Annotated in this window: 18 protein-coding genes; 10 read left to right on the forward strand and 8 right to left on the reverse strand. The window is 70.5% G+C overall.

The annotated features are described in order from the left end of the window. Nucleotides 1-48: 48 nt before the first annotated feature. The 5 genes from PO78_RS08555 (at nt 49) to PO78_RS08575 (ending at nt 6,763) form a co-directional block, all read left to right on the forward strand. Nucleotides 49-1,161: an efflux RND transporter periplasmic adaptor subunit gene (locus tag PO78_RS08555; protein ID WP_043743198.1), complete on the forward strand. Its 1,113-nt coding sequence runs from the start codon at nt 49-51 to the stop codon at nt 1,159-1,161. After that, complete coding sequence (locus PO78_RS08560) at nt 1,158-4,379, forward strand: efflux RND transporter permease subunit (protein WP_043743200.1); 3,222 nt, start codon at nt 1,158-1,160, stop codon at nt 4,377-4,379. The genes PO78_RS08555 and PO78_RS08560 overlap by 4 nt, the downstream gene beginning before the upstream one ends. 66 nt (nt 4,380-4,445) lie before the next feature. Further along, the gene (locus PO78_RS08565) at nt 4,446-5,099 is read left to right on the forward strand and encodes a protein-L-isoaspartate O-methyltransferase family protein (protein WP_004325265.1); all 654 of its coding nucleotides are present in this window, start codon (nt 4,446-4,448) and stop codon (nt 5,097-5,099) included. Nucleotides 5,100-5,106: 7 nt separating this feature from the next. Further along, on the forward strand, nt 5,107-5,430 hold the full coding sequence (locus PO78_RS08570; protein WP_004325263.1) for a rhodanese-like domain-containing protein: 324 nt from the start codon (nt 5,107-5,109) through the stop codon (nt 5,428-5,430). 28 nt (nt 5,431-5,458) lie between these two features. Then, nucleotides 5,459-6,763, forward strand: a complete 1,305-nt coding sequence (locus tag PO78_RS08575) for a TolC family outer membrane protein (RefSeq protein WP_043743202.1) — start codon at nt 5,459-5,461, stop codon at nt 6,761-6,763. A gap of 15 nt (nt 6,764-6,778) precedes the next feature. Here PO78_RS08575 and waaA read toward each other — a convergent pair whose 3' ends face one another. Next, on the reverse strand, nt 6,779-8,050 hold the full coding sequence (waaA, locus tag PO78_RS08580) for a lipid IV(A) 3-deoxy-D-manno-octulosonic acid transferase (protein ID WP_043743203.1): 1,272 nt from the start codon (nt 8,048-8,050) through the stop codon (nt 6,779-6,781). 143 nt (nt 8,051-8,193) lie between these two features. Here waaA and PO78_RS08585 point away from each other — a divergent pair, with 143 nt between their 5' ends. After that, entirely contained in the window at nt 8,194-9,201 is a 1,008-nt protein-coding gene (locus PO78_RS08585) for an NAD-dependent epimerase (protein WP_043743205.1), read from the forward strand. 88 nt (nt 9,202-9,289) lie between these two features. Continuing rightward, the gene (locus tag PO78_RS08590) at nt 9,290-10,087 is read left to right on the forward strand and encodes a symmetrical bis(5'-nucleosyl)-tetraphosphatase (protein WP_004304272.1); all 798 of its coding nucleotides are present in this window, start codon (nt 9,290-9,292) and stop codon (nt 10,085-10,087) included. A 16-nt stretch (nt 10,088-10,103) separates the two neighbouring features. Here the strand turns inward: PO78_RS08590 and PO78_RS08595 are convergent, their stop codons facing one another. Both PO78_RS08595 and PO78_RS08600 read right to left on the reverse strand, forming a co-directional pair. Further along, nucleotides 10,104-10,937 (reverse strand): lysophospholipid acyltransferase family protein, encoded by an 834-nt coding sequence (locus PO78_RS08595; RefSeq protein ID WP_043743208.1) that lies wholly within the window; start codon nt 10,935-10,937, stop codon nt 10,104-10,106. A gap of 38 nt (nt 10,938-10,975) precedes the next feature. After that, nucleotides 10,976-11,743, reverse strand: a complete 768-nt coding sequence (locus PO78_RS08600) for a GNAT family N-acetyltransferase (protein ID WP_004304275.1) — start codon at nt 11,741-11,743, stop codon at nt 10,976-10,978. A 111-nt stretch (nt 11,744-11,854) separates the two neighbouring features. Here PO78_RS08600 and PO78_RS08605 point away from each other — a divergent pair, with 111 nt between their 5' ends. From PO78_RS08605 to PO78_RS08615, 3 genes are all read left to right on the forward strand, one after another. Continuing rightward, a complete protein-coding gene (locus PO78_RS08605) occupies nt 11,855-12,304 on the forward strand; it encodes an HIT family protein (protein WP_043743209.1) in 450 nt (149 codons plus the stop codon). Between the two features lie 90 nt (nt 12,305-12,394). After that, on the forward strand, nt 12,395-13,330 hold the full coding sequence (locus tag PO78_RS08610) for a carbohydrate kinase family protein (protein ID WP_043743212.1): 936 nt from the start codon (nt 12,395-12,397) through the stop codon (nt 13,328-13,330). Beyond that, nucleotides 13,324-13,797 (forward strand): glycine zipper 2TM domain-containing protein, encoded by a 474-nt coding sequence (locus PO78_RS08615; RefSeq protein ID WP_012585951.1) that lies wholly within the window; start codon nt 13,324-13,326, stop codon nt 13,795-13,797. The genes PO78_RS08610 and PO78_RS08615 overlap by 7 nt, the downstream gene beginning before the upstream one ends. 86 nt (nt 13,798-13,883) lie before the next feature. Here PO78_RS08615 and PO78_RS08620 read toward each other — a convergent pair whose 3' ends face one another. The 5 genes from PO78_RS08620 to PO78_RS08640 form a co-directional block, all read right to left on the reverse strand. Beyond that, nucleotides 13,884-15,080, reverse strand: a complete 1,197-nt coding sequence (locus tag PO78_RS08620) for a DUF3426 domain-containing protein (RefSeq protein ID WP_043743214.1) — start codon at nt 15,078-15,080, stop codon at nt 13,884-13,886. Then, nucleotides 15,077-15,979: a 50S ribosomal protein L11 methyltransferase gene (gene prmA / locus PO78_RS08625; protein WP_004304285.1), complete on the reverse strand. Its 903-nt coding sequence runs from the start codon at nt 15,977-15,979 to the stop codon at nt 15,077-15,079. Before prmA ends, PO78_RS08620 begins: the two co-directional genes overlap by 4 nt. Nucleotides 15,980-15,985: 6 nt before the next feature. After that, entirely contained in the window at nt 15,986-17,344 is a 1,359-nt protein-coding gene (gene accC / locus PO78_RS08630; protein ID WP_004304287.1) for an acetyl-CoA carboxylase biotin carboxylase subunit, read from the reverse strand. A 7-nt stretch (nt 17,345-17,351) separates the two neighbouring features. Next, on the reverse strand, nt 17,352-17,804 hold the full coding sequence (accB, locus tag PO78_RS08635; RefSeq protein WP_004304289.1) for an acetyl-CoA carboxylase biotin carboxyl carrier protein: 453 nt from the start codon (nt 17,802-17,804) through the stop codon (nt 17,352-17,354). 445 nt (nt 17,805-18,249) lie between these two features. Further along, entirely contained in the window at nt 18,250-18,873 is a 624-nt protein-coding gene (locus tag PO78_RS08640; RefSeq protein ID WP_004304292.1) for a hypothetical protein, read from the reverse strand. Nucleotides 18,874-18,898: the final 25 nt, after the last annotated feature.

Below are 18,898 nucleotides of genomic sequence, written 5' to 3' on the forward strand. Positions count from 1 at the left end.
CGTCCGCGGGTTGTCGGCAGGGGCGCTCCCGATCGCCACGAGATTTCCATGCGTTTCCGCACCCTCCCGACGCTGCTGGCCGGCCTGTTCGTGCTGGCCGCCTGTTCCGCGCCCGCACCCCATACCCCGCCGCCGCCCGCGGTCCTCGTTCGCAGCTTCGCTGCCGCCAATGCACCCCCGTCCGTGCAGGTCTATGCCGGCGAGGTGAGGGCGCGCGTCGAGTCCGACCTGGGATTTCGCATCGGCGGCAAGCTGGTCGAGCGCCTCGTCGATGTCGGCGCCGAGGTTGCCGCCGGCACGCCACTGGCGCTGCTCGACGCGCAGGACGTGCGCCTGGCGCTGGCTTCGGCGCAGGCCGCGGCCGCGGCCGCCGAGTCCGACCTCGCGCTTGCGCGCACGGAATTCGCCCGCGCACGCGAGCTGCAGGCGCGCAACTTCGTCTCGTCCTCGCTTCTCGACGCCCGTCGCACCGCGCTGCAGGCCGCCGAGGCGCGCCTTCGCCAGGCGCGCGCGCAGGCCGAGGTCGCCGCCAACCAGGCCGGCTACGCCCGCCTCGAGGCGCCCGCCGCCGGCGTGGTCACCGCGGTGCTCGCCGAGCCGGGACAGGTGGTCGGGGCGGGCCAGGCGGTGCTGCGCCTCGCCCGCCCCGACGAGCGCGAGGTGCTGATCCACGTGCCCGAGGGGCGCACCGGGCGCATCGCGCCGGGCAGCGCCGCGCAGGTGCGCCCATGGGCGGCACCCGAGCGCGCATACGCCGGCCGCGTGCGCGAGGTCGCGCCGGCGGCCGACGCCGCCACCCGCACCCACGCGGTGCGGGTTGCGGTGCCGGGGGCCGACGCCACGCTCGCGCTCGGCGCCAGCGCGAGCGTGGCCTTCGCCGCGGCGGATGGCGAGGCCGGCGGCGTGCTGCTGCCGCTGCCCGCGGTGACGCGACAACCCGGCCAGGCCGATGCCGGCACGGTGTGGGTGGTGGGCGAGGACGACGCCGTGCGGCCGCTCGCGGTCGAGCTCGGCGCCTGGCGCGAGGACGGCGTCGTGGTGCGCGCCGGCCTGCCGGCGCAGGCCCGTGTCGTGGTGGCCGGGGTGTACAAGCTGATCGAGGGCATGCGCGTGCGTGCCGTCGAGGAAGGCGCGCCGGTGCTGCTGGACGTGCGGCGATGAGCATGAAGGGCGAGGGGCCGATCGGCAGCGGGCGCTTCAACCTGTCCGAATGGGGGCTGACCCACCGCTCCCTGGTGCTGTACTTCCTGATCGTGTGCACGCTGAGCGGGATGTTCGCCTACACCCGGCTCGGCCAGTCCGAGGATCCGCCCTTCACCTTCAAGGTCATGGTGGTGCGCGCCGAGTGGCCGGGGGCGAGTGCGCGCGAGGTCGAACAGCAGGTCACCGACAAGATCGAGAAGAAGCTGCAGGAGATCGCCCAGGCCGACATCATCCGCAGCTACTCCAAGCCGGGCGAGGCGATGGTCTTCTTCGTGGCGAAGGACTCCACGCGCGCGCGCGACATCCCCGACATCTGGTACCAGGCGCGCAAGAAGATCGGCGACATCGCCCACACCTTCCCGACCGGCGTGCGCGGACCGTATTTCAACGACGAGTTCGGCGACACTTACGGGAATGTCTTCGCCCTGCTCGGCGAGGGCGTGAGCCACGCCGAGCTCGAGCGCCACGCCGAGGCGATCCGCGGCGAGCTGCTGCGCGTGAAGGACGTCGCCAAGGTGAGCTTCTTCGCCGAGCAGCCGCAGCGCGTCTTCGTGGAGATCTCCAACACGCGCCTCGCCACCCTGGGCGTGCGCCTGGACGACATCGTCGGCGCGCTCGCCCGGCAGAACGCGGAGACCGGCGCCGGCTTCTTCGAGACCGGGGATGAGCGCATCTGGCTGCGGCCGTCGGGGCAGTTCGAGGACCTCGACGCGATTCGCGCCACCGTGATCCGCGCCGGCGGGCGCAGCCTGCGCCTGGGCGACATCGCCGAGGTGCGCCGCGGCTACGCCGACCCGCCGGCCGAGCGCCTGCGCTTCATGGGGCAGGAGGCGCTCGGCATCGGTGTGTCGATGCGCAGCGGCGGCGACATCGTCGCGCTTGGCCGCCAGCTCGACGCGGCGGTGGAGAAGATCGTCGCGCAGTTGCCCGTCGGCATCCGCCTCGAGCGCGTGGCCGACCAGCCGCGTGCGGTCACGCGGGCGGTCGACGAGTTCGTCAAGGTGCTCGCCGAGGCGGTGCTCATCGTGATGGCGGTGAGCCTGCTGTCGCTCGGCTTCCGCACCGGCGTGGTGGTGTTGGTGATCATCCCGGTGGTGCTGGCGATCACCTTCATGTTCATGCACCTGTTCGACATCGGCCTGCACAAGATCTCGCTCGGGGCGTTGATCATCGCGCTCGGCTTGTTGGTGGACGACGCGATCATCGCCGTCGAGATGATGGCGAGCAAGATGGAGCAGGGCTGGGGCCGGGTGCGGGCGGCGAGCTACGCGTGGACCTCGACCGCGATGCCGATGCTCTCGGGCACGCTGGTGACGGCAGCGGGTTTCCTGCCGGTGGCGCTGGCGGCGTCCTCGGTGGGCGAGTTCACGCGCTCGATCTTCCAGGTCACGGTGACCGCGCTGCTGGTGTCGTGGATCGCCGCGGTGCTCTTCGTGCCCTATCTGGGCTACTACCTGCTGCCCGACTTCAGCAAGCGCGCCGGGCAGCCCTCGCGGCTGGCGCGCGTGGTCGGAAGGGTCTGGCCGGCGCTGGGGCGGCGGATGGCGGAGCGCGACCTCCATGCCCACGAGCAGCACGACGAGTTCGCGATCTACCACACGCCCTTCTACAACCGGCTGCGGGCGCTGGTGAACGCCTGCGTGCGCTGGCGCTGGGGGGTGATCCTGCTCACCGTGGCGATCTTCGTCGGCGCGCTGTTCGTGTTCGCCCGCTTCGTGCCGCAGCAGTTCTTCCCCGACTCGACGCGGCCCGAGCTGCTGGTCGACCTGCGCCTGGCCGAGGGTGCGTCGCACCACGCCACCGAGGTCGCGGTGAAGCGGCTGGAGGCCTTCCTCGACAGGCAGGAGGGCATCGAGAACTACGTGGCCTGGGTGGGCACCGGCAGCCCGCGCTTCTACCTGCCGCTCGACCAGCAACTCGCGCAGACCAACTTCGCCCAGCTCGTGATCCTCACCGCCGGCCTGGCCGAGCGCGAGGCGCTGCGCGCGAAACTGATCCACCTCTTCGAGGACGAGCCCTGGCCGCTGCGCGGCATCGTCGTCCGGCTGGAGAACGGGCCGCCGGTGGGCTTTCCGGTGCAGTACCGGGTGAGCGGGCCGGATCTGGCCGAGCTGCACCGGCGTGCGCAGGCGGTGGCCGAGGCGATGCGCGCCAATCCGCACCTTTCCAATGTGCATATGGACTGGGTGGAGCCGTCCAAGGTGGTGCGGGTGGCGATCGACCAGGACAAGGCGCGCCTGCTCGGCGTCTCCACCCAGGACCTCTCCAGTCTGCTCGCCACCTCGCTGCAGGGCATGACCGCAACCCAGTTCCGCGAGGGCAACAAGACCATCGCGCTGGTGCTGCGCGGTGCGGAGAGCGAGCGCGCGCACCTGTCGCAGCTGCCCGACCTCGCCCTGCCGGTGGGCGGCGGGCGCAGCGTGCCCTTGGCGCAGGTGGCGCGCCTCGAGCACGACTTCGAGCCGGGGGTGATCTGGCGGCGCAACCGCATCCCCACCGTGACCGTGCGCGCCTCGCTCTACGACGGCACCCAGCCCGCGGTGGTGGTGGGCCAGCTCGCGCCGCGCATGGCCGAGCTCTCCGCGCAGCTGCCGCTCGGCTACCGGCTCGAGGTCGGCGGCGCGGTCGAGGAGAGCGCCAAGGGCAGCGGCTCGGTGGGCGCCGGCATGCCGATCTTCGTGCTCACCGTGCTCACTGTGCTGATGCTGCAGCTGAAGAGCTTCTCGCGCACCATCATCGTCGTGCTCACCGCACCGCTCGGCCTGATCGGTGTCGCCGCCTTCCTGCTCGCCTTCGGCAAGCCCTTCGGCTTCGTCGCCCTGCTCGGCACGATCGCGCTGTCGGGCATGATCATGCGCAACTCGGTGATCCTGGTGGACCAGATCCGCCAGGACGTCGAGGCCGGGCGCATGCAGTGGGAGGCCATCGTCGAGTCCGCGGTGCGGCGCTTCCGCCCGATCATGCTCACCGCCGCGGCGGCCATCCTGGCCATGGTGCCCTTGTCGCGCAGCACCTTCTTCGGGCCGATGGCGGTGGCGATCATGGGCGGGCTGACCGTCGCCACGGTGCTCACCATCCTCTTCCTGCCCGCGCTCTATGCCGCCTGGTACCGTGTCAAGCCGGCGGACGAGGAGCGCGCGGCGGCGGATCGCAGCGCAGCAACTGCGCTAGAATGACGAGGTTTTGCCTTCATGGATAACGCTATCCATTAGCGTGTGCTAATATTTCGCCGGGAGCCCCTGATGAACTTCGAGAAAGCGCGCTTCAACATGGTCGAGCAGCAGATCCGCCCCTGGGAGGTGCTGGATCAGGACGTGCTCGACCTCCTGATGACGGTCAAGCGCGAGGAATTCGTTCCCGCCGCGCATCGCGAGCTGGCCTTCGCCGACGTCGAGATCCCGATCGGCTGTGGCCAGGTCATGCTCAAGCCGGTGATCGAAGGCAAGATCCTGCAGGCGCTGCGTGTCACCAAGTCCGACACCGTGCTCGAGATCGGCGCCGGCTCGGGCTGGTTCGCCGCGCTGCTGGCGGCGCGTGCCGAGTGGGTGCGCACCATGGAGATCGAGCCCGAGCTGGTGAAGCTGGCGAGCGCCAACCTCGAGCGCAACGGCGTGCACAACGTGGTCGTGGTCGACGGCGACGGTGTGCAGGGATGGTCTGGCCGCGCGCCCTACGACGTGATCGTCGTTTCCGGCGGGCTGCCCTTCGTGCCGCAGTCGCTGCTCGAGCAGCTCAAGGTGGGTGGTCGCCTGTTCGCCTTCGTCGGCGAGGCGCCGGTCATGAAGGCGCGCCTGATCACCTGTGAGGGCGAAGGCCGCTTCCGTACCGAGGACGTGTTCGAGACCGTGGTGCCCATGCTCAAGAACGCGCCCCAGCGCGAAGCCTTCAGCTTCTGAGGCGACGATGCTGCAGATCACGCCGACCATGCTCGCCGAGCGCCTGCAAGACGCGCGACGGCCTGCACCCCTGCTGCTCGACGTGCGCGAGCCGTGGGAGGTGCAGATCTGCCAGATCCCCGGCTCGGTGACGATGCCGATGGGCAGCGTCCCGGCGCGTTACGCGGAGCTGGAACGCGACCGCGAGACGGTGGTCATCTGCCATCACGGCGGACGCAGCTGGCAGGTCGCGATGTTCCTCGAGCGCCAGGGCTTCTCCAACGTGGCCAACCTGTCCGGCGGCGTCGCCGGCTGGGCGAACGAGGTCGATCGCAACATGCCGCAGTATTGAGCGCGGCGCAGCAGCAGCGGAGAGCACGATGAAGCGAGTCCTGGCAGTTCTGGTGGCGGGCCTGTTTGCGGGGGGCGCCGCGGCGGCCGACCTGATGCAGGTGTACCAGGACGCGCTCGCCAACGACGCCAAGTTCTCCGCCGCGCGCGCCCAGCTCGAGGCCGGGCAGGAGAAGGTGGTGCAGGGCCGCGCCGGGCTGCTGCCGCAGGTGGGCATGGACGCCAACACCACCCGGAACGACGCCAAGCTCAAGCCGGTCGGGGCCTCGCCCCGTGAAGGCAGCTACAACAGCAACGGCTACGGCGTGCAGCTTACCCAGCCGCTGTTCCGCTGGCAGAACTGGGTGCAGTTCAAGCAGGGTGAGCTGCAGACTGCGCTCGCCGAGACCCAGTTCGGCATTGCACGCCAGGATCTCGTGCTGCGCGTCGCCGAGGCCTACTTCAACGTGCTCAACGCCCAGGACGCGCTCGCCGCGGTGACGCAGCTGCGCACCGCGGCCGGCGAGCAGCTCGAGCTGGCGAAGACCAGCTTCGAGGTCGGCACGGTGACGATCACCGACGTGCATGAGGCGCAGTCGCGCTTCGACCTCGCCTCGGCGCAGGAGATCGCGGCGCAGAACCTGCTCGAGGTCGCGCGCCAGACCTTGGCGCAGATCATCGGCAAACAACCCGAGGCGCTGGCCGGCCTGCGCGAAGGCGTCGCGCTGCAGCGCCCGCAACCCGAGAACATCGTCGACTGGGTGGCCGCGGCCGAATCCGGCGGCTTCGGCGTGCAGGCCCAGCAGCTGGTGCGCGAGATCGCCGTGCGCGAAGTCGAACGCGCCCGCGCTGGCCATCTGCCTACGGTCGATGTCGTCGCCCGGCACGGTGTCAACAACGACCTGCAACTCTCGGCCGGACGCAATGAAGTGAGCAGTGTCGGCCTGCAGCTCAACGTGCCCTTGTTTGCGGGCGGCCGGGTGTCCTCGGTGTCGCGCGAGGCCGCTGCGCTGCGCATGAAGGCCGACGCCGATCTCGAGGACGCCCGCCGCAGCGCCGCGCTCGCCGCACGCCAGTCCTGGCTGGGCGTGACCAGCGGCATGGCGCAGGTGAAGGCGCTCGAGGCCGCGCGCGTCTCGTCCACCTCGGCGCTCGACGCCAACAAGCTCGGCTACGAGGTCGGCGTGCGCATCAACATCGACGTGTTGAACGCCCAGACCCAGCTCGCCGACACCTTGCAGAAGCTCGCTCGTGCGCGCTACGACACCCTGCTCGCGCAGTTGCGCCTGAAGGCCGCCGCCGGCACCCTGGGCGAGGACGACGTGCGCGCGATCAACGCACTGCTCGCGCCCTGAACGTCCCGGCACGGCTCACGCCTCACTCCTCGCAGCCAGCGCCGTGAGCAGCGCAACGCTGCGCGCGGTCGCGCCTTGGTGCGTGGTCGCGAAGGCGCGCCCCGCGGCGGCGATCTGCGCGCGCCGCGCCGGGTCGGCGACCAGCGCCAGCGCCTCGCGCATGCCGGCCTCCGCATCCCGCGCGCGCACCGCGGCACCGGCGCGCTCGGCGTCCTCGGCCACCGCCTGGAAATTGAAGGTGTGCGGGCCGATCACCACCGCGGTGCCGACCGCGCAGGCCTCGATCAGGTTCTGCCCGCCGAAGGCCAGCCAGCTGCCGCCGATCAGGGCGACGTCGGCGGCGGCGTAGTAGGCGAACATCTCGCCCATCGAGTCGCCGAGCAGCACGCGCGTGTCCGCACGCACCGCGTCGTCCGCGCTGCGCCGCTGCAGCGCGAGGCCGCGCGCGCGGGCGAGCGCGGCGACCTCGTCGAAGCGCTGCGGGTGGCGCGGCACCAGCAGCAGCAAGGCCGCGGGCGGCGCCAGGCGGGCGAAGGCGTCGAGCAGCAGGGCCTCCTCTCCCTCGCGGGTGCTCGCGGCGAGCAGCACCGGGCGCGCGCCGATGCGTTCGCGCAGGCTGCGGCCGAGCGCCAGCAGCGGCGCCGGCGGGGCGATGTCGAACTTGAGGTTGCCGGTGACCGTGACTCGGCGCGCGCCGAGTTGGGCGAGGCGGGCGGCGTCGGCGGCGGTCTGCGCGCCGATCGCCGCGAGTGCCTTCAGGGTGAGCGCGGTAAGCGCGGGCAGGCGGGCGTAGCGACGCGCCGAGCGCTCCGACAGACGGGCGTTGGCGAGCATCACCGGAATGCGGCGGCGTCGGCAGGCGGCGAGGAGGTTGGGCCACAGCTCGGTCTCCATCACCACTCCGAACAGCGGGCGGAAGTGGCGCAGGAAGGCGTGGGCGAAGCAGCCGAGGTCGTAGGGCAGGTAGGCGCGCAGCACACGCGGCTCGTCGCGGAAGAGGGTTTTCGAGGTGTCGCGACCGGTCGGCGTCATGTGGGTGAGCAGCACCGAGTGCTCCGGCCATTCGGCGAGCAGGGCGCGCACCAGCGGTTCGGCGGCGCGGGTCTCGCCCACGGAGACCGCGTGCACCCAGATCACCCCCACCGGCGCGCGCGTCCGGTAGCGCCCGAAGCGCTCGCCGACGTGGCGCAGATAGGCGGGCTGGTGGCGCGCCCGCCAGGCCAGGCGCAGCAGCACCAGGGGCAGGGCGAGGATCCACAGCAAGGTGTAGGGCAGGCGGGTCAGCATCGGGTGGAAGGGCAGGACGACCGCCGCAGTATAAGCAAGGACGCCGGCCGCGGTCCTGCGCGCGATGAAGGAAACCGTTCACACTGTGCGCTGGCGTGGGCATGCGATAATTTGTCCAATCCATCGCCCAGCCAATTTCCTCCATGAAGATCCTCGTCACCGGCGCTGCCGGTTTTATCGGCATGCACACCACGCTGCGCCTGCTCGCGCGCGGCGACGAGGTGGTCGGCCTCGACAACCTGAACGACTACTACGACCCCACCCTCAAGGAGGCGCGCCTTGCCCGGCTGCAGCCGCACGCGGGCTTCCGCTTCGTGAAGATGGACGTGGCCGACCGCGCCGGCATGGAGGCCTTGTTCACCGCCGAGAAGTTCGACCGCGTCATCCACCTCGCCGCCCAGGCCGGGGTGCGCTATTCGCTGCAGAACCCGCACGCCTATGTCGACAGCAACCTGGTCGGGTTCATGAACATCCTCGAGGGCTGCCGCCACGCGAAGGTGCAGCACCTGGTCTATGCGTCGAGCTCCAGCGTGTATGGCGGCAACACGAAGATGCCGTTCTCGGAGAGCGACAGCGTCGACCACCCGGTGAGCATCTACGCGGCGACCAAGAAGGCCAACGAGCTGATGGCGCACACCTATAGCCACCTCTACGGCCTGCCCACCACCGGGCTGCGCTTCTTCACCGTGTATGGCCCCTGGGGCCGCCCGGACATGGCGCTGTTCCTGTTCACCAAGGCGATCCTGGAAGGGCGTCCGATCGATGTCTTCAACCACGGCCGCATGCGGCGCGACTTCACCTATGTCGACGACATCGTCGAGGGGGTGATCCGCACCCTTGACCGCATCGCCGAACCCGATCCCGCCTTCGATCCGATGCAGCCGAACCCGGGCACCGGCAGCGCACCCTACCGTGTGTTCAATATCGGCAACCATGACCCGGTCGAACTGATGGAGTTCGTCGCCGCGATCGAGGATGCGCTCGGCACCACCGCGCAGAAGAACTTCCTGCCGCTGCAGGACGGCGACGTCCCGGCCACCTACGCCGACACCGCCGCGCTGAACGCCTGGACCGGCTTCGCCCCGGCGACCAGCGTGCGCGAGGGCGTCGGCCGCTTCATCGCCTGGTACCGGGAGTACTACCGGGTCTGATCCGCCCGGGGCGGCCCGGCGCGACGGCCGCCCCCGATCTACAACCTTCCATGCGCTGCGGCCCGCCGGCCGGCAGCGGCAGGAATCGATGGCCAACTACGCAATCGGCGACATCCAGGGCTGCTACGCCCCGCTGGACCGCATGCTCGACCGCATCGCCTTCGATCCCGCGGTCGACCGGCTGTGGATCGTCGGCGACCTCGTCAATCGGGGACCCGAATCCCTGCGTGTGCTGCGTTTCCTGCGCGGGCTGGGCGATGCTGCGAGCATCGTGCTCGGCAACCACGACCTCTACCTGCTGATGGTCGCCGCCGGCTACAAGCGGCGGGACAGCGACGACACGCTGTTCCAGGTGCTCGAGGCGGACGACCGCGACGAGTTGCTGGAGTGGCTGAGCTTCCAGCCCCTGATGCGGGTCCATGGCGACCACGTGCTGGTGCATGCCGGCCTCTTGCCCGGGTGGACGGTGACGCGCGCGCAGGCGCTCGCCGCCGAGGTGGGTGCGGTGCTGGCCGGGCCGAAGTCGCGCGAGTTCCTGCTCCACCTCGCGGGCAACCGCCCGGATCGCTGGTCGGACGGGCTCAAGGGCTGGGACCGTCTGCGCGTGATCGTCAATGCCATGACGCGGCTGCGCTTCTGTACCGCGCAGGGGCGCATGGACCTGAGTGCCAAGGGCGCGCCGCACAAGGCGCCGTCGGGCATGCTGCCGTGGTTCCGCGTGCCCGACCGTTTCAGCCGTACCCATACGATCGTCTGCGGGCACTGGTCGGCGCTCGGCTTCTACCGCGAGCCGGGGCTGATCGCGCTCGATTCGGGCTGCGTGTGGGGCGGCAAGCTGACCGCGCTGCGCATCGAGGACGACGCGGTGTTCCAGGTCCCGGGCTGAGCCTGCGGCGGTGGTCTCAGGTCTGCGCGTCGAGCGCGATGCCGATGGCGGTGGCGATCTCGCCGCGCGTGCGTGCAGCCAGCGTGCGCCGGTCCGCTCCGTCGGCGGTGGCGATCGGCGCCGCCACCGTGATGCGCGCGATCGTGCGCGGCGCGGCGATGATGTTGGCGATGCACTCGCCCAGGCTGAGCTCGCCATCGTAGGCGGGCGCGCGGCTGAAGCGGTCGTCCGGCGTGCGGTATTGCAGCGCGAGGGGCTGCACCGGATGGCCGCAGGCGATCGCCGGCTGCAGCAGCGCGGCGTGGAAGTGCAGCAGGGTCGCGCCGTCGGTGGTCGTGCCCTCGGGGAAGATGGCGACGTTGCACCCGGCGTCGAGCAGCGCGGCGGTTTCCTCGTTGATGATGCGGGCGTGGCCACGGCTGCCGCGACGCAGGAAGATGGTGTCGTTCTTCGCCGCCAGCCAGCCGATCACCGGCCAGGCGCGTACCTCGGACTTGGAGACGAAGGCGGCGGGGGCGAGCGCGTTGATCGCGAAGATGTCCACCCAGGAGACGTGGTTGGCAACCAGCATGCAACCGGGTGCGATTGCCTCGCCGCGGTGCTCGAGGCGCATCCCGAGCACCCGCAGCAGCCCCTGAGACCAGCGCTGGCGCAGGGCCTCGCGAGTGTCGCGACCGGTGAGCGGATAGATCGTCGCGATCGTCAGCACCCCCTGCAGTAGGTGCAGGGCGAGCCGGGTCCAGCGCGTCGCGCGCAGCAGCCCACCAGCGCGCGCCTCGCTCGCCGCGGCCGCGCGGGTGGCTGCTCCGGACGCGGAGGCTGGTGGCGCGGTGCCGGCACCGGCATGCATGGCGCGATCCTGCACGAGGTCGGGGTGGCGGGGGGCGTTCAGTCCTTGCGTCCCATGAAGTGGCGGGCGTAGCGCCCATCCACGCGGCCGATCGGCATCAGGATGGGCAGATCCGCGGTGTTGAAGTCGGGGTCCCATGCCGGCTCGCCGCAGACCCAGGCTCCCGCGCGCAGGTAGCCCTTGATCAGCGGTGGCGCCTCGGCGTCGAGGTCGCCGCGCAGGCTCGAGAGCGGCAGCGGGCAGCGCGGAAAGACGTGGTACTCGAGCGGGGCGAGGTGTTTTTCGCGCAGACGATTATACAGGCTGGCCGCGGCGTGCCCGCCGTCGGCCATGCTTACCGAGGCGCAGCCGATCAGGTATTCGTAGCCGTTCTCCTGCATGTAGCGCGCGAGCCCCGACCACAGCAGCGCGATCACCGCGCCGCTGCGGTAGTCGGCGTCGATGCAAGAGCGCCCGATCTCCACCAGCTGGCCGCGCAGGTGCTGCAGGCGGGTGAGGTCGAATTCGTTCTCGGAGTAGTAGCCGCCCACCCGGCGTGCGGCGGAGGGCGACAGGATGCGATAGGTGCCGACGATGCGGCCGGCATCCTCGTCGCGCACGATCAGGTGCTCGCAGAAGGGATCGTAGAGGTCGCGGTCGACGCCCGGACTGCGTGTGGGCAGGCGGGCCCCCATCTCCTCGGCGAAGACCCGGTAGCGCAGCTTCTGCGCCTCGAGGATCTCGGTCTCGCTGCTGGCGAGGCCGACGTGCAGGTTGCGCGTCTTGCGCGCGGCGGTTTGCTGGCGGGGCTGGAGGTGCTGGAGCATGGCCTGTGTCCGTCCTGTTGGGTGCGGACCATTCTCGAAACCCGTCGTTGCGACGCGGTGACGTGCTGGTTACGATGCGATGACGCACATCCGGCCCCAGGAGAACTTCGCATGCAGTGCACGACCCCGCCCGACCACGACCCCGACTGCGTGTTCTGCCGCATCGCGCGCGGCGAACTGCCGTCGTCCAAGGTGTATGAGGACGCCGACACGCTCGCCATCATGGACATCCAGTCGGTCAATCCCGGCCACATGCTGGTGCTGGTCAAGCCGCACCGCGCGAACATCTACGCGCTCGACGACACCCTCGCCGGCGCGGCCTTCCGCACTGCGGCGCGGGTCGCCCGCGTGGCGAAGAAGGTGACCGGCTGCGAGGGAGTGACGCTGCTCCAGGCCAACGAGAAGGCGGGGGCGCAGACCGTGTTCCACTTCCATCTCCACGTGCTGCCGCGCTGGGAAGGCGACGGCATGGCGCTGGCCTGGCCGGTGAAGAACCCGCCGCGCGAGGCGCTCGAGGCGATGGCGGCGAAGCTGCGCGAGGCGCTCGCCGGTCAGGACTGAAGACCTGGCCGCGGCTCCGGCGGCGGCAGGGGAAGGCGGAGGGGCCGCGTATAATCCGGCTTTCGCCCACCCTCCGCCTGCCTGCCTTCCATGTCCATCCTCGTCTGCGGATCGGTCGCCTACGACTCGATCATGGTCTTCCACGACCGCTTCCGGAATCACATCCTCCCCGAGCAGATCCATATCCTCAACGTCTCCTTCCTGGTGCCCGACCTGCGCCGGGAGTTCGGCGGCTGTGCCGGCAACATCGCCTACGGGCTCAAGCTGCTCGGCAGCGATCCGCTGATCGTCGCCACCGTGGGCGAGGACGCAGGTCCCTACCGTGCGCGCCTGCGCGCGCTCGGGCTGCGCGAGGACTTCGTGCGCGAGGTGCCGGGCACCTTCACCGCGCAGGCCTTCATCACCACCGACCTCGACGACAACCAGATCACCGCCTTCCATCCGGGGGCGATGTTCCACTCGCACCTGAACGACGTGCGCACCGCGACCGATGCGACACTGGGCATCGTCTCGCCCGACGGCGCCGACGGCATGCTGCGCCACGCCGACGGCTTCGCCGCGGCCGGGGTGCCCTTCGTGTTCGACCCGGGCCAGGCCCTGCCCATCCTTGGTAGCGAAGCGTTACTGAAATGCCTGCAACAGGCGCGCTACTGTACGGTCAATGACTACGAGGCCCGGTTGATGTGCGAGAAGACCGGGCGCAGCGAAGCGGAGCTCGCCCGCGAGGTGGAGGCGCTGGTGGTGACCTTGGGAGCGGAAGGTTCGCGCGTGCATTGGCGCGGCGAGGTGTTCGAGGTGCCGGCGGTGAGGGCGGACGCGATCGTCGACCCGACCGGTTGCGGCGACGCCTACCGTGCCGGCCTGCTGCACGGTATCGCCGCGGGCTGGGACCTGCGCAGGAGCGCGCGCCTGGCCGCGGTCATGGGCGCGCTCAAGATCGCCCAGCGTGGCGGACAGAACTACGCGCCTTCGCGTGCAGACGTCGGGGCGCGTTATCGCGAGGCTTTCGGAGAGGATCTATGGTGAATCGAAGCGGGATGAAGTGGCGCGCCCTGGCCGGCGCGATGATCGCGGCGCTGGCGGTGGGCGGCTGTGCCCAGGGACTTGGGGGTGGCACGTATGCGCGCACCGAGGCGCGGCGCGCGATGACGGTGCAGTTCGGCACCATCGAGGCGGTACGCGCGGTGCAGCTCGAGGGAACGAAGACGCCGATCGGCTCGGTCGCGGGCGCGGCCATCGGCGGTATCGCCGGCAACACGGTCGGCGGCGGACGTGGCCAGGCCGTGGCCACCGTCATCGGCGCGGTGGCCGGCGGGCTTGCCGGCTCTGCGGTGGAGGAAGGCGCGACCCGGCAAGCGGGCGTGGAAGTCACCGTGCGTCTGGACAATGACCAGTTTCTCGCCGTGGTGCAGGCCGACGAGGGCGAAGGCTTCCGCCCCGGTGAGCGCGTCCGCGTGCTGCGCGACGCCGGCACCACCCGCGTCTCGCGCTGAGAAGGATGCCGGGCGCGAGCCCGGCGCATGCGGGGTCGAGCGCGCTCGCTCCCGCTCCTCACCCCTGATGCCTTACGCCTCACTCCTCACGGATAGAATGCATAGATCCGGTATCCCGTCGGTGCCAGCGCCGGTGCGGCGAAGGGAATGCGCAACTCGATCGCGCTGCGTGCCATGAAGGCTTCGTGCGGCTGGCTCGGTGGCAGCCAGTCGGTGGATGGCAGCACGCGGCGCGAGATCGGGTTGTCGCCGGCGTCGGTGAGGGTGAGTTCCAGATGCGGCCACTGCTGCGGATAGTCCGCGCGGTTGTTGAGCGTGGCTTGCAGCAGGTAGTAGCCGGGCCGCCCGGGTTCGGCCTGCAGGTCGGAAGCCTCGATCGCGATGTGTTCCGCATCGCGCGGATAGGGCACGCCGCAGCCGAAGCGCGCGCAGGCCTCGCTCAGGACGGGGCGCAGGCCGGGGAGGGCGCGCGCCAGCTCCATGCGATACAGATAGGTGGCCTGCGCCGCGAGCAGCGCGGACAAGCTGGCCGCGAGCAGCACCATGAGCGCGCGCACGAGCGGGTGGGTTTCCTTGCGCGGGCGTCCGTAGTTGGCGTCGAGGCGGGCGAGGTCGGGCTCGTGAGGCGAGGCGGGTCGCTCATCCTCGTGCGCAGGGATGGAGGCGGGTTCCGGTGCGGCCCGCGCGGATTCGCGCACGGGGGTGGAGAGCCCGGGGATTGCGGTGGCCGGATCGTCGTCGAAGGGCGGCGGTGGCGTGTAGGAGATCGTCGGTGCGAAGGGCCCGGGCGCGGCGAGGTCCCTGCCGCGAGCAGGCGTTCCGCCCTCGTCCTCGTCGATCGGCAGGCCTCGCCGGGCGCTGCGCAAGACTTCCGGAAAGGGCTGGGCCGCTGCGGCGCCCTCGTCGAAGGCGGGGGCCGTGCCGGTCTGCCCGTCGTCCATCGCGGTGCCGCGCAGCGCGGGCTTGTGCGCGGGCGCGAGCCAGTCCTCGTAGTCGTCGAGACCCGGCTCGGGCAGCGGCGCCCGGATCGGCGGCGAGGGGGCAACCTCGGGGATGTCGAAGTCGAGCAGCGGATCGGGGCGTGCTTCATACACCGGTCTCGCCGCGGGGGGTGGGGGCGCCGCTGTGGTCGCGGCGCCGTCGTCGCGAACCTCGACCGTGTGCTCGAGCGCGTTGAAGGGGTGGAAGCAATGCCCGCAGCGGACCTCGCCGCCCCGTGCGTGAAGCTGCTCCGGGCGCAGCCGGAACACCGTCTGGCAGGCGGGGCAGCGGGTGATCATCATGGCCCGGGGCGCCGTCCCTCGAGGCGGATCCAGCCTTCGTGCGCCGCGCCCACGTGCAGTGCGATGTGCGGTGCCCAGGCCTCCACGACCTGCGCGGCCTGGGTCTCGAGCACGCCCGACAGCGCCACCCGGCCGCCCGGAGCGACCCGCGCCGAAATCGCCGGGGCGAGCACGCACAGCGGGTTGGTGAGGATGTTGGCGACGACCAGATCGAAGGTGTCGCCGACCGGCACGGCAGAGTGCTGCAGGCGCACGGCCGCGTGGTTGCGCGCGGCGTTGTCGCGCGCGGCCTCGACCGCCTTCTCGTCGATGTCGATGCCGAGCACCGCGCCGGCGCCGAGCTTGGCCGCGGCGATGCCGAGGATGCCCGAGCCGCAGCCGTAGTCGAGCACGCTGCAGCCGGGCGTGACCACCTCGCACAGCCACTCCAGGCAGAGCCGGGTGGTGGGGTGGGAGCCGGTGCCGAAGGCCATGCCGGGGTCGAGCTCGATGTTGATCGCGTCGGCGTCGGGCGCCTCGTGCCAGGACGGCACGATCCACAGCCGGTCGGTGATGCGGATGGGATCGAACTGGCTCTGGGTGAGCTGCACCCAGTTCTGCTCGGCTACCGTCTCGGTGGAGAACGGGGGGACGGCGTCGAAACCCGCCGCGCGAGCGGCTTCGGCGAGCATCGCGCCGAGCTCGGCCGGATCGGCCGCACCGTCGAACAGCGCGATCACCCGGCTGTGGTCCCACAGCGCGGTGGGCAGGTGGCCGGGCTCGCCGAACTGCGGGCGCTCCGCCTCGGTGCCGGCGTCGGCGTCCTCGATCGAGACAGAGAGCGCGCCGGCCTCCATCAGTGCGTCGGAGAGCGCCTCGGCCTTGTCGGCCTCGGCCTGCAGGGTCACCGAGATCCACATCGCGCGTCAGTCCTGCACTTCGTTGCGGTGGGTGAGCTTGTGCTCGAGGTAATGGATGCTGGTGCAGCCCTCGTTGAAGCGCGGGTCGAGCATCAGGGTCTGGTGCAGCGGGATGTTGGTCTTGATGCCCTCGACCATCATCTCGGAGAGCGCGATGCGCATGCGACGGATCGCCTGCTCGCGAGTGTCGCCGTATGCGATCAGCTTGCCGATCATCGAGTCGTAGTGGGGCGGCACGGTGTAGCCGTTGTAAACGTGCGAATCGACCCGGATCCCCGGCCCACCTGGCGTGTGCCAGTTGGTGATGCGACCGGGCGAGGGCGTGAACTTGAACGGATCCTCGGCGTTGATCCGGCACTCGATCGCGTGGCCGCGGAACTCGATGTCGCGCTGACGGAACCAGAGCTTCTCGCCGGCGGCGATGCGGATTTGCGCCTGCACGATGTCGATGCCGGTGATCAGCTCGGTCACCGGATGCTCCACCTGCACCCGCGTGTTCATCTCGATGAAGTAGAACTCGCCGTTCTCGTAGAGGAACTCGAAGGTGCCGGCGCCACGGTAGCCGATCTTGCGGCAGGCTTCCGCGCAACGTTCGCCGACCTTGGCGATCGTCTTGCGGTCGATGCCGGGGGCCGGCGCTTCCTCGATCACCTTCTGGTGGCGGCGCTGCATGGAGCAGTCGCGTTCGCCGAGATAGACGGCGTTGCCGTGCTGGTCGGCAAGGATCTGGATCTCGACGTGGCGCGGGTTCTCGAGGAACTTCTCCATGTATACGACGGGGTTGCCGAAGGCCGCCTGGGCCTCGGCGCGGGTGGTGGTGACGGCGTTGAGCAGCGCGGCCTCGGTGTGCACCACGCGCATGCCGCGCCCGCCGCCGCCGCCGGCGGCCTTGATGATCACCGGGTAGCCGACCGCGCGTGCGATCTTGACGATCTCCTTCGGATCCTCGGGCAGTGCGCCGTCCGAACCCGGCACGCAGGGCACGCCGGCGGCCTTCATCGCATCCTTGGCAGAGACCTTGTCGCCCATCAGGCGGATGGTCTCGGGGCGTGGGCCGATGAAGACGAAGCCCGACTGCTCGACGCGCTCGCCGAAGTCGGCGTTCTCGGAGAGGAAGCCGTAGCCGGGGTGGATGGCCTCGGCGTCGGTGACCTCGGCGGCGGAGATGATGGCCGGCACGTTGAGGTAGCTCTGCGCAGAGGGCGGCGGGCCGATGCAAACGGACTCGTCGGCCAGTCGCACGTACTTGGCGTGGGTGTCGGCCTCGGAGTGGACCGCGACCGTCTTGATGCCGAGTTCGCGGCAGGCGCGCAGGATGCGCAGGGCGATTTCCCCGCGGTTGGCGATCAGGATCTTCTCGAACATGGCGGACTCAGCCGATCACGAACAGGGGCTGGCCGTATTCGACGGGCTCACCGTTCTCGACCAGGATGGCCTTGACGACGCCGCTGGCGTCGGCCTCGATCTCGTTCATCAGCTTCATCGCCTCGATGATGCACAGGCGGTCGCCGGTGGCGATCTTCTGGCCGAGTTCGACCAGCGGCTTCGCGCCCGGGGCCCCGGCGCGATAGAAGGTCCCGACCATGGGCGACTTGACCACGTGACCGTCGGGCAACTCGTCTTCTGCATCGGTCAGGGCGGGGGAGGCGACGACGGCCGCCGGTGCGGCTGCGGGTGCGGGGGGGACCTGGGCATAGTAGGTTGCCGGAGGTGCGCTGGTGTGCTTGGCGATGCGTACCTTTTCCTCGCCTTCGGTCACCTCGAGCTCCGAGATGCCGGACTCCTGGACGAGATCGATGAGTTTCTTGAGCTTGCGCAGATCCATGGTGTTCTCCGGACGGGACCGCGATCGCCTCGACGGGCGCCACGATCGGGATGATTCAGTGTTCGGGTTTCGCGCACACGCCGAGGCCGCCGCGGTCGGGCGGCGGACTGGTGCGGAAACGTTTCGTGCTGAGGGGGCCGCGCGCGAACTCGCTCGGCCGGGATGGCTCGCCACCACGGGCGGAATGCGTGCAAGCGACCTCGTGAAGCACCGCCCCGTCATGCCGGGGGGCTGGCCCGAGCGCCCGGTGAAGATGGGTCGTCAAGCATTTTGAGCGCTTCATGGATGCAAGTTTGCCGTAAATCGCGGCAAATTGTCCACTTTGGGTTGTGATCTGGACTTGCGTGGAGGGTGCCTGGGACCCGGCGCCGTGCGCGGATTCTGCGCTCGTGCGCCGTGGGCTGCAAGCCGCGGAGGGCGTCCGGCATGGCGGGGCGGGCAAACCTCAGGGAGCGTGCGACCCCGTGTCGCGTGTGCTCTCCACCGCCGCGGCGACCAGGGCCTCGACCTGGGCGAGGCGGGCGCGATCCTGGCCGCGGCGCGGGCTGCGCTCGGCGGCCGAGGGATAGATCGACACCTTCACCGGCACGTCGTCCCAGTCGAAGCTGAGGATGGCCTCGGGCGTATGCGGTGCGGGGCGGCGCGGCTCGCGGTGCTCGTAGGCGAAGTCCTGGTTGAGGAAGAAGATCTCGACGTCCTTGGTGCTCTCGGGGAAGAGTTCGATCTCGAGTTCCGAGTAGCGCCCGGCGGTGCCGTCGAGGGCTCCGCCGGTGAGGTAGGGGCGAAAGTCGGCGAGCAGGCGCATGACCTCGATCGCCGCGCTGCGCATCTCGAGCAGGCGCTGCGGCTGCTCCTCGTCCTGGTAGATCGCAAGCCAGGCGCGCAGCTCGGCCTCGACCTCGTTGTTGTTGGGCAGGGCGTCGGCGTCGGTGGCGCCGAGCTGTTTCGCAGCCTTGCGCTTGGCGAAGCCGAAGTCGCTGATGCCGTCCTCGGCCATCATGCGTGCGGCGAGCGCGGCGATCTCGCGCCGCAGGCCGCCGCTGCGTGATACGTGGGCGTGTGAGGGCATGGTGGGCCTCGGGTAGAATGCGCGC

The sequence above is a fragment of the Thauera sp. SWB20 genome (assembly GCF_000831325.1).
GTDB lineage: Bacteria > Pseudomonadota > Gammaproteobacteria > Burkholderiales > Rhodocyclaceae > Thauera > Thauera aminoaromatica.

Excerpts from the sequence above, each read along its gene's own strand:
- PO78_RS08600 (WP_004304275.1), bottom strand. The coding sequence starts at position 11,743 with ATGCTCCAGCACCTCCAGCCCCGCCAGCAAACCGCCGCGCGCAAGACG.
- waaA (WP_043743203.1), bottom strand. The coding sequence starts at position 8,050 with ATGCTGACCCGCCTGCCCTACACCTTGCTGTGGATCCTCGCCCTGCCC.
- accB (WP_004304289.1), bottom strand. The coding sequence starts at position 17,804 with ATGGATCTGCGCAAGCTCAAGAAACTCATCGATCTCGTCCAGGAGTCC.
- PO78_RS08610 (WP_043743212.1), top strand. The coding sequence starts at position 12,395 with ATGTCCATCCTCGTCTGCGGATCGGTCGCCTACGACTCGATCATGGTC.
- PO78_RS08605 (WP_043743209.1), top strand. The coding sequence starts at position 11,855 with ATGCAGTGCACGACCCCGCCCGACCACGACCCCGACTGCGTGTTCTGC.
- PO78_RS08560 (WP_043743200.1), top strand. The coding sequence starts at position 1,158 with ATGAGCATGAAGGGCGAGGGGCCGATCGGCAGCGGGCGCTTCAACCTG.
- PO78_RS08620 (WP_043743214.1), bottom strand. The coding sequence starts at position 15,080 with ATGATGATCACCCGCTGCCCCGCCTGCCAGACGGTGTTCCGGCTGCGC.
- PO78_RS08555 (WP_043743198.1), top strand. The coding sequence starts at position 49 with ATGCGTTTCCGCACCCTCCCGACGCTGCTGGCCGGCCTGTTCGTGCTG.
- accC (WP_004304287.1), bottom strand. The coding sequence starts at position 17,344 with ATGTTCGAGAAGATCCTGATCGCCAACCGCGGGGAAATCGCCCTGCGC.
- prmA (WP_004304285.1), bottom strand. The coding sequence starts at position 15,979 with ATGTGGATCTCGGTGACCCTGCAGGCCGAGGCCGACAAGGCCGAGGCG.
- PO78_RS08595 (WP_043743208.1), bottom strand. The coding sequence starts at position 10,937 with ATGCATGCCGGTGCCGGCACCGCGCCACCAGCCTCCGCGTCCGGAGCA.
- PO78_RS08575 (WP_043743202.1), top strand. The coding sequence starts at position 5,459 with ATGAAGCGAGTCCTGGCAGTTCTGGTGGCGGGCCTGTTTGCGGGGGGC.
- PO78_RS08570 (WP_004325263.1), top strand. The coding sequence starts at position 5,107 with ATGCTGCAGATCACGCCGACCATGCTCGCCGAGCGCCTGCAAGACGCG.
- PO78_RS08565 (WP_004325265.1), top strand. The coding sequence starts at position 4,446 with ATGAACTTCGAGAAAGCGCGCTTCAACATGGTCGAGCAGCAGATCCGC.
- PO78_RS08615 (WP_012585951.1), top strand. The coding sequence starts at position 13,324 with ATGGTGAATCGAAGCGGGATGAAGTGGCGCGCCCTGGCCGGCGCGATG.
- PO78_RS08585 (WP_043743205.1), top strand. The coding sequence starts at position 8,194 with ATGAAGATCCTCGTCACCGGCGCTGCCGGTTTTATCGGCATGCACACC.
- PO78_RS08640 (WP_004304292.1), bottom strand. The coding sequence starts at position 18,873 with ATGCCCTCACACGCCCACGTATCACGCAGCGGCGGCCTGCGGCGCGAG.
- PO78_RS08590 (WP_004304272.1), top strand. The coding sequence starts at position 9,290 with ATGGCCAACTACGCAATCGGCGACATCCAGGGCTGCTACGCCCCGCTG.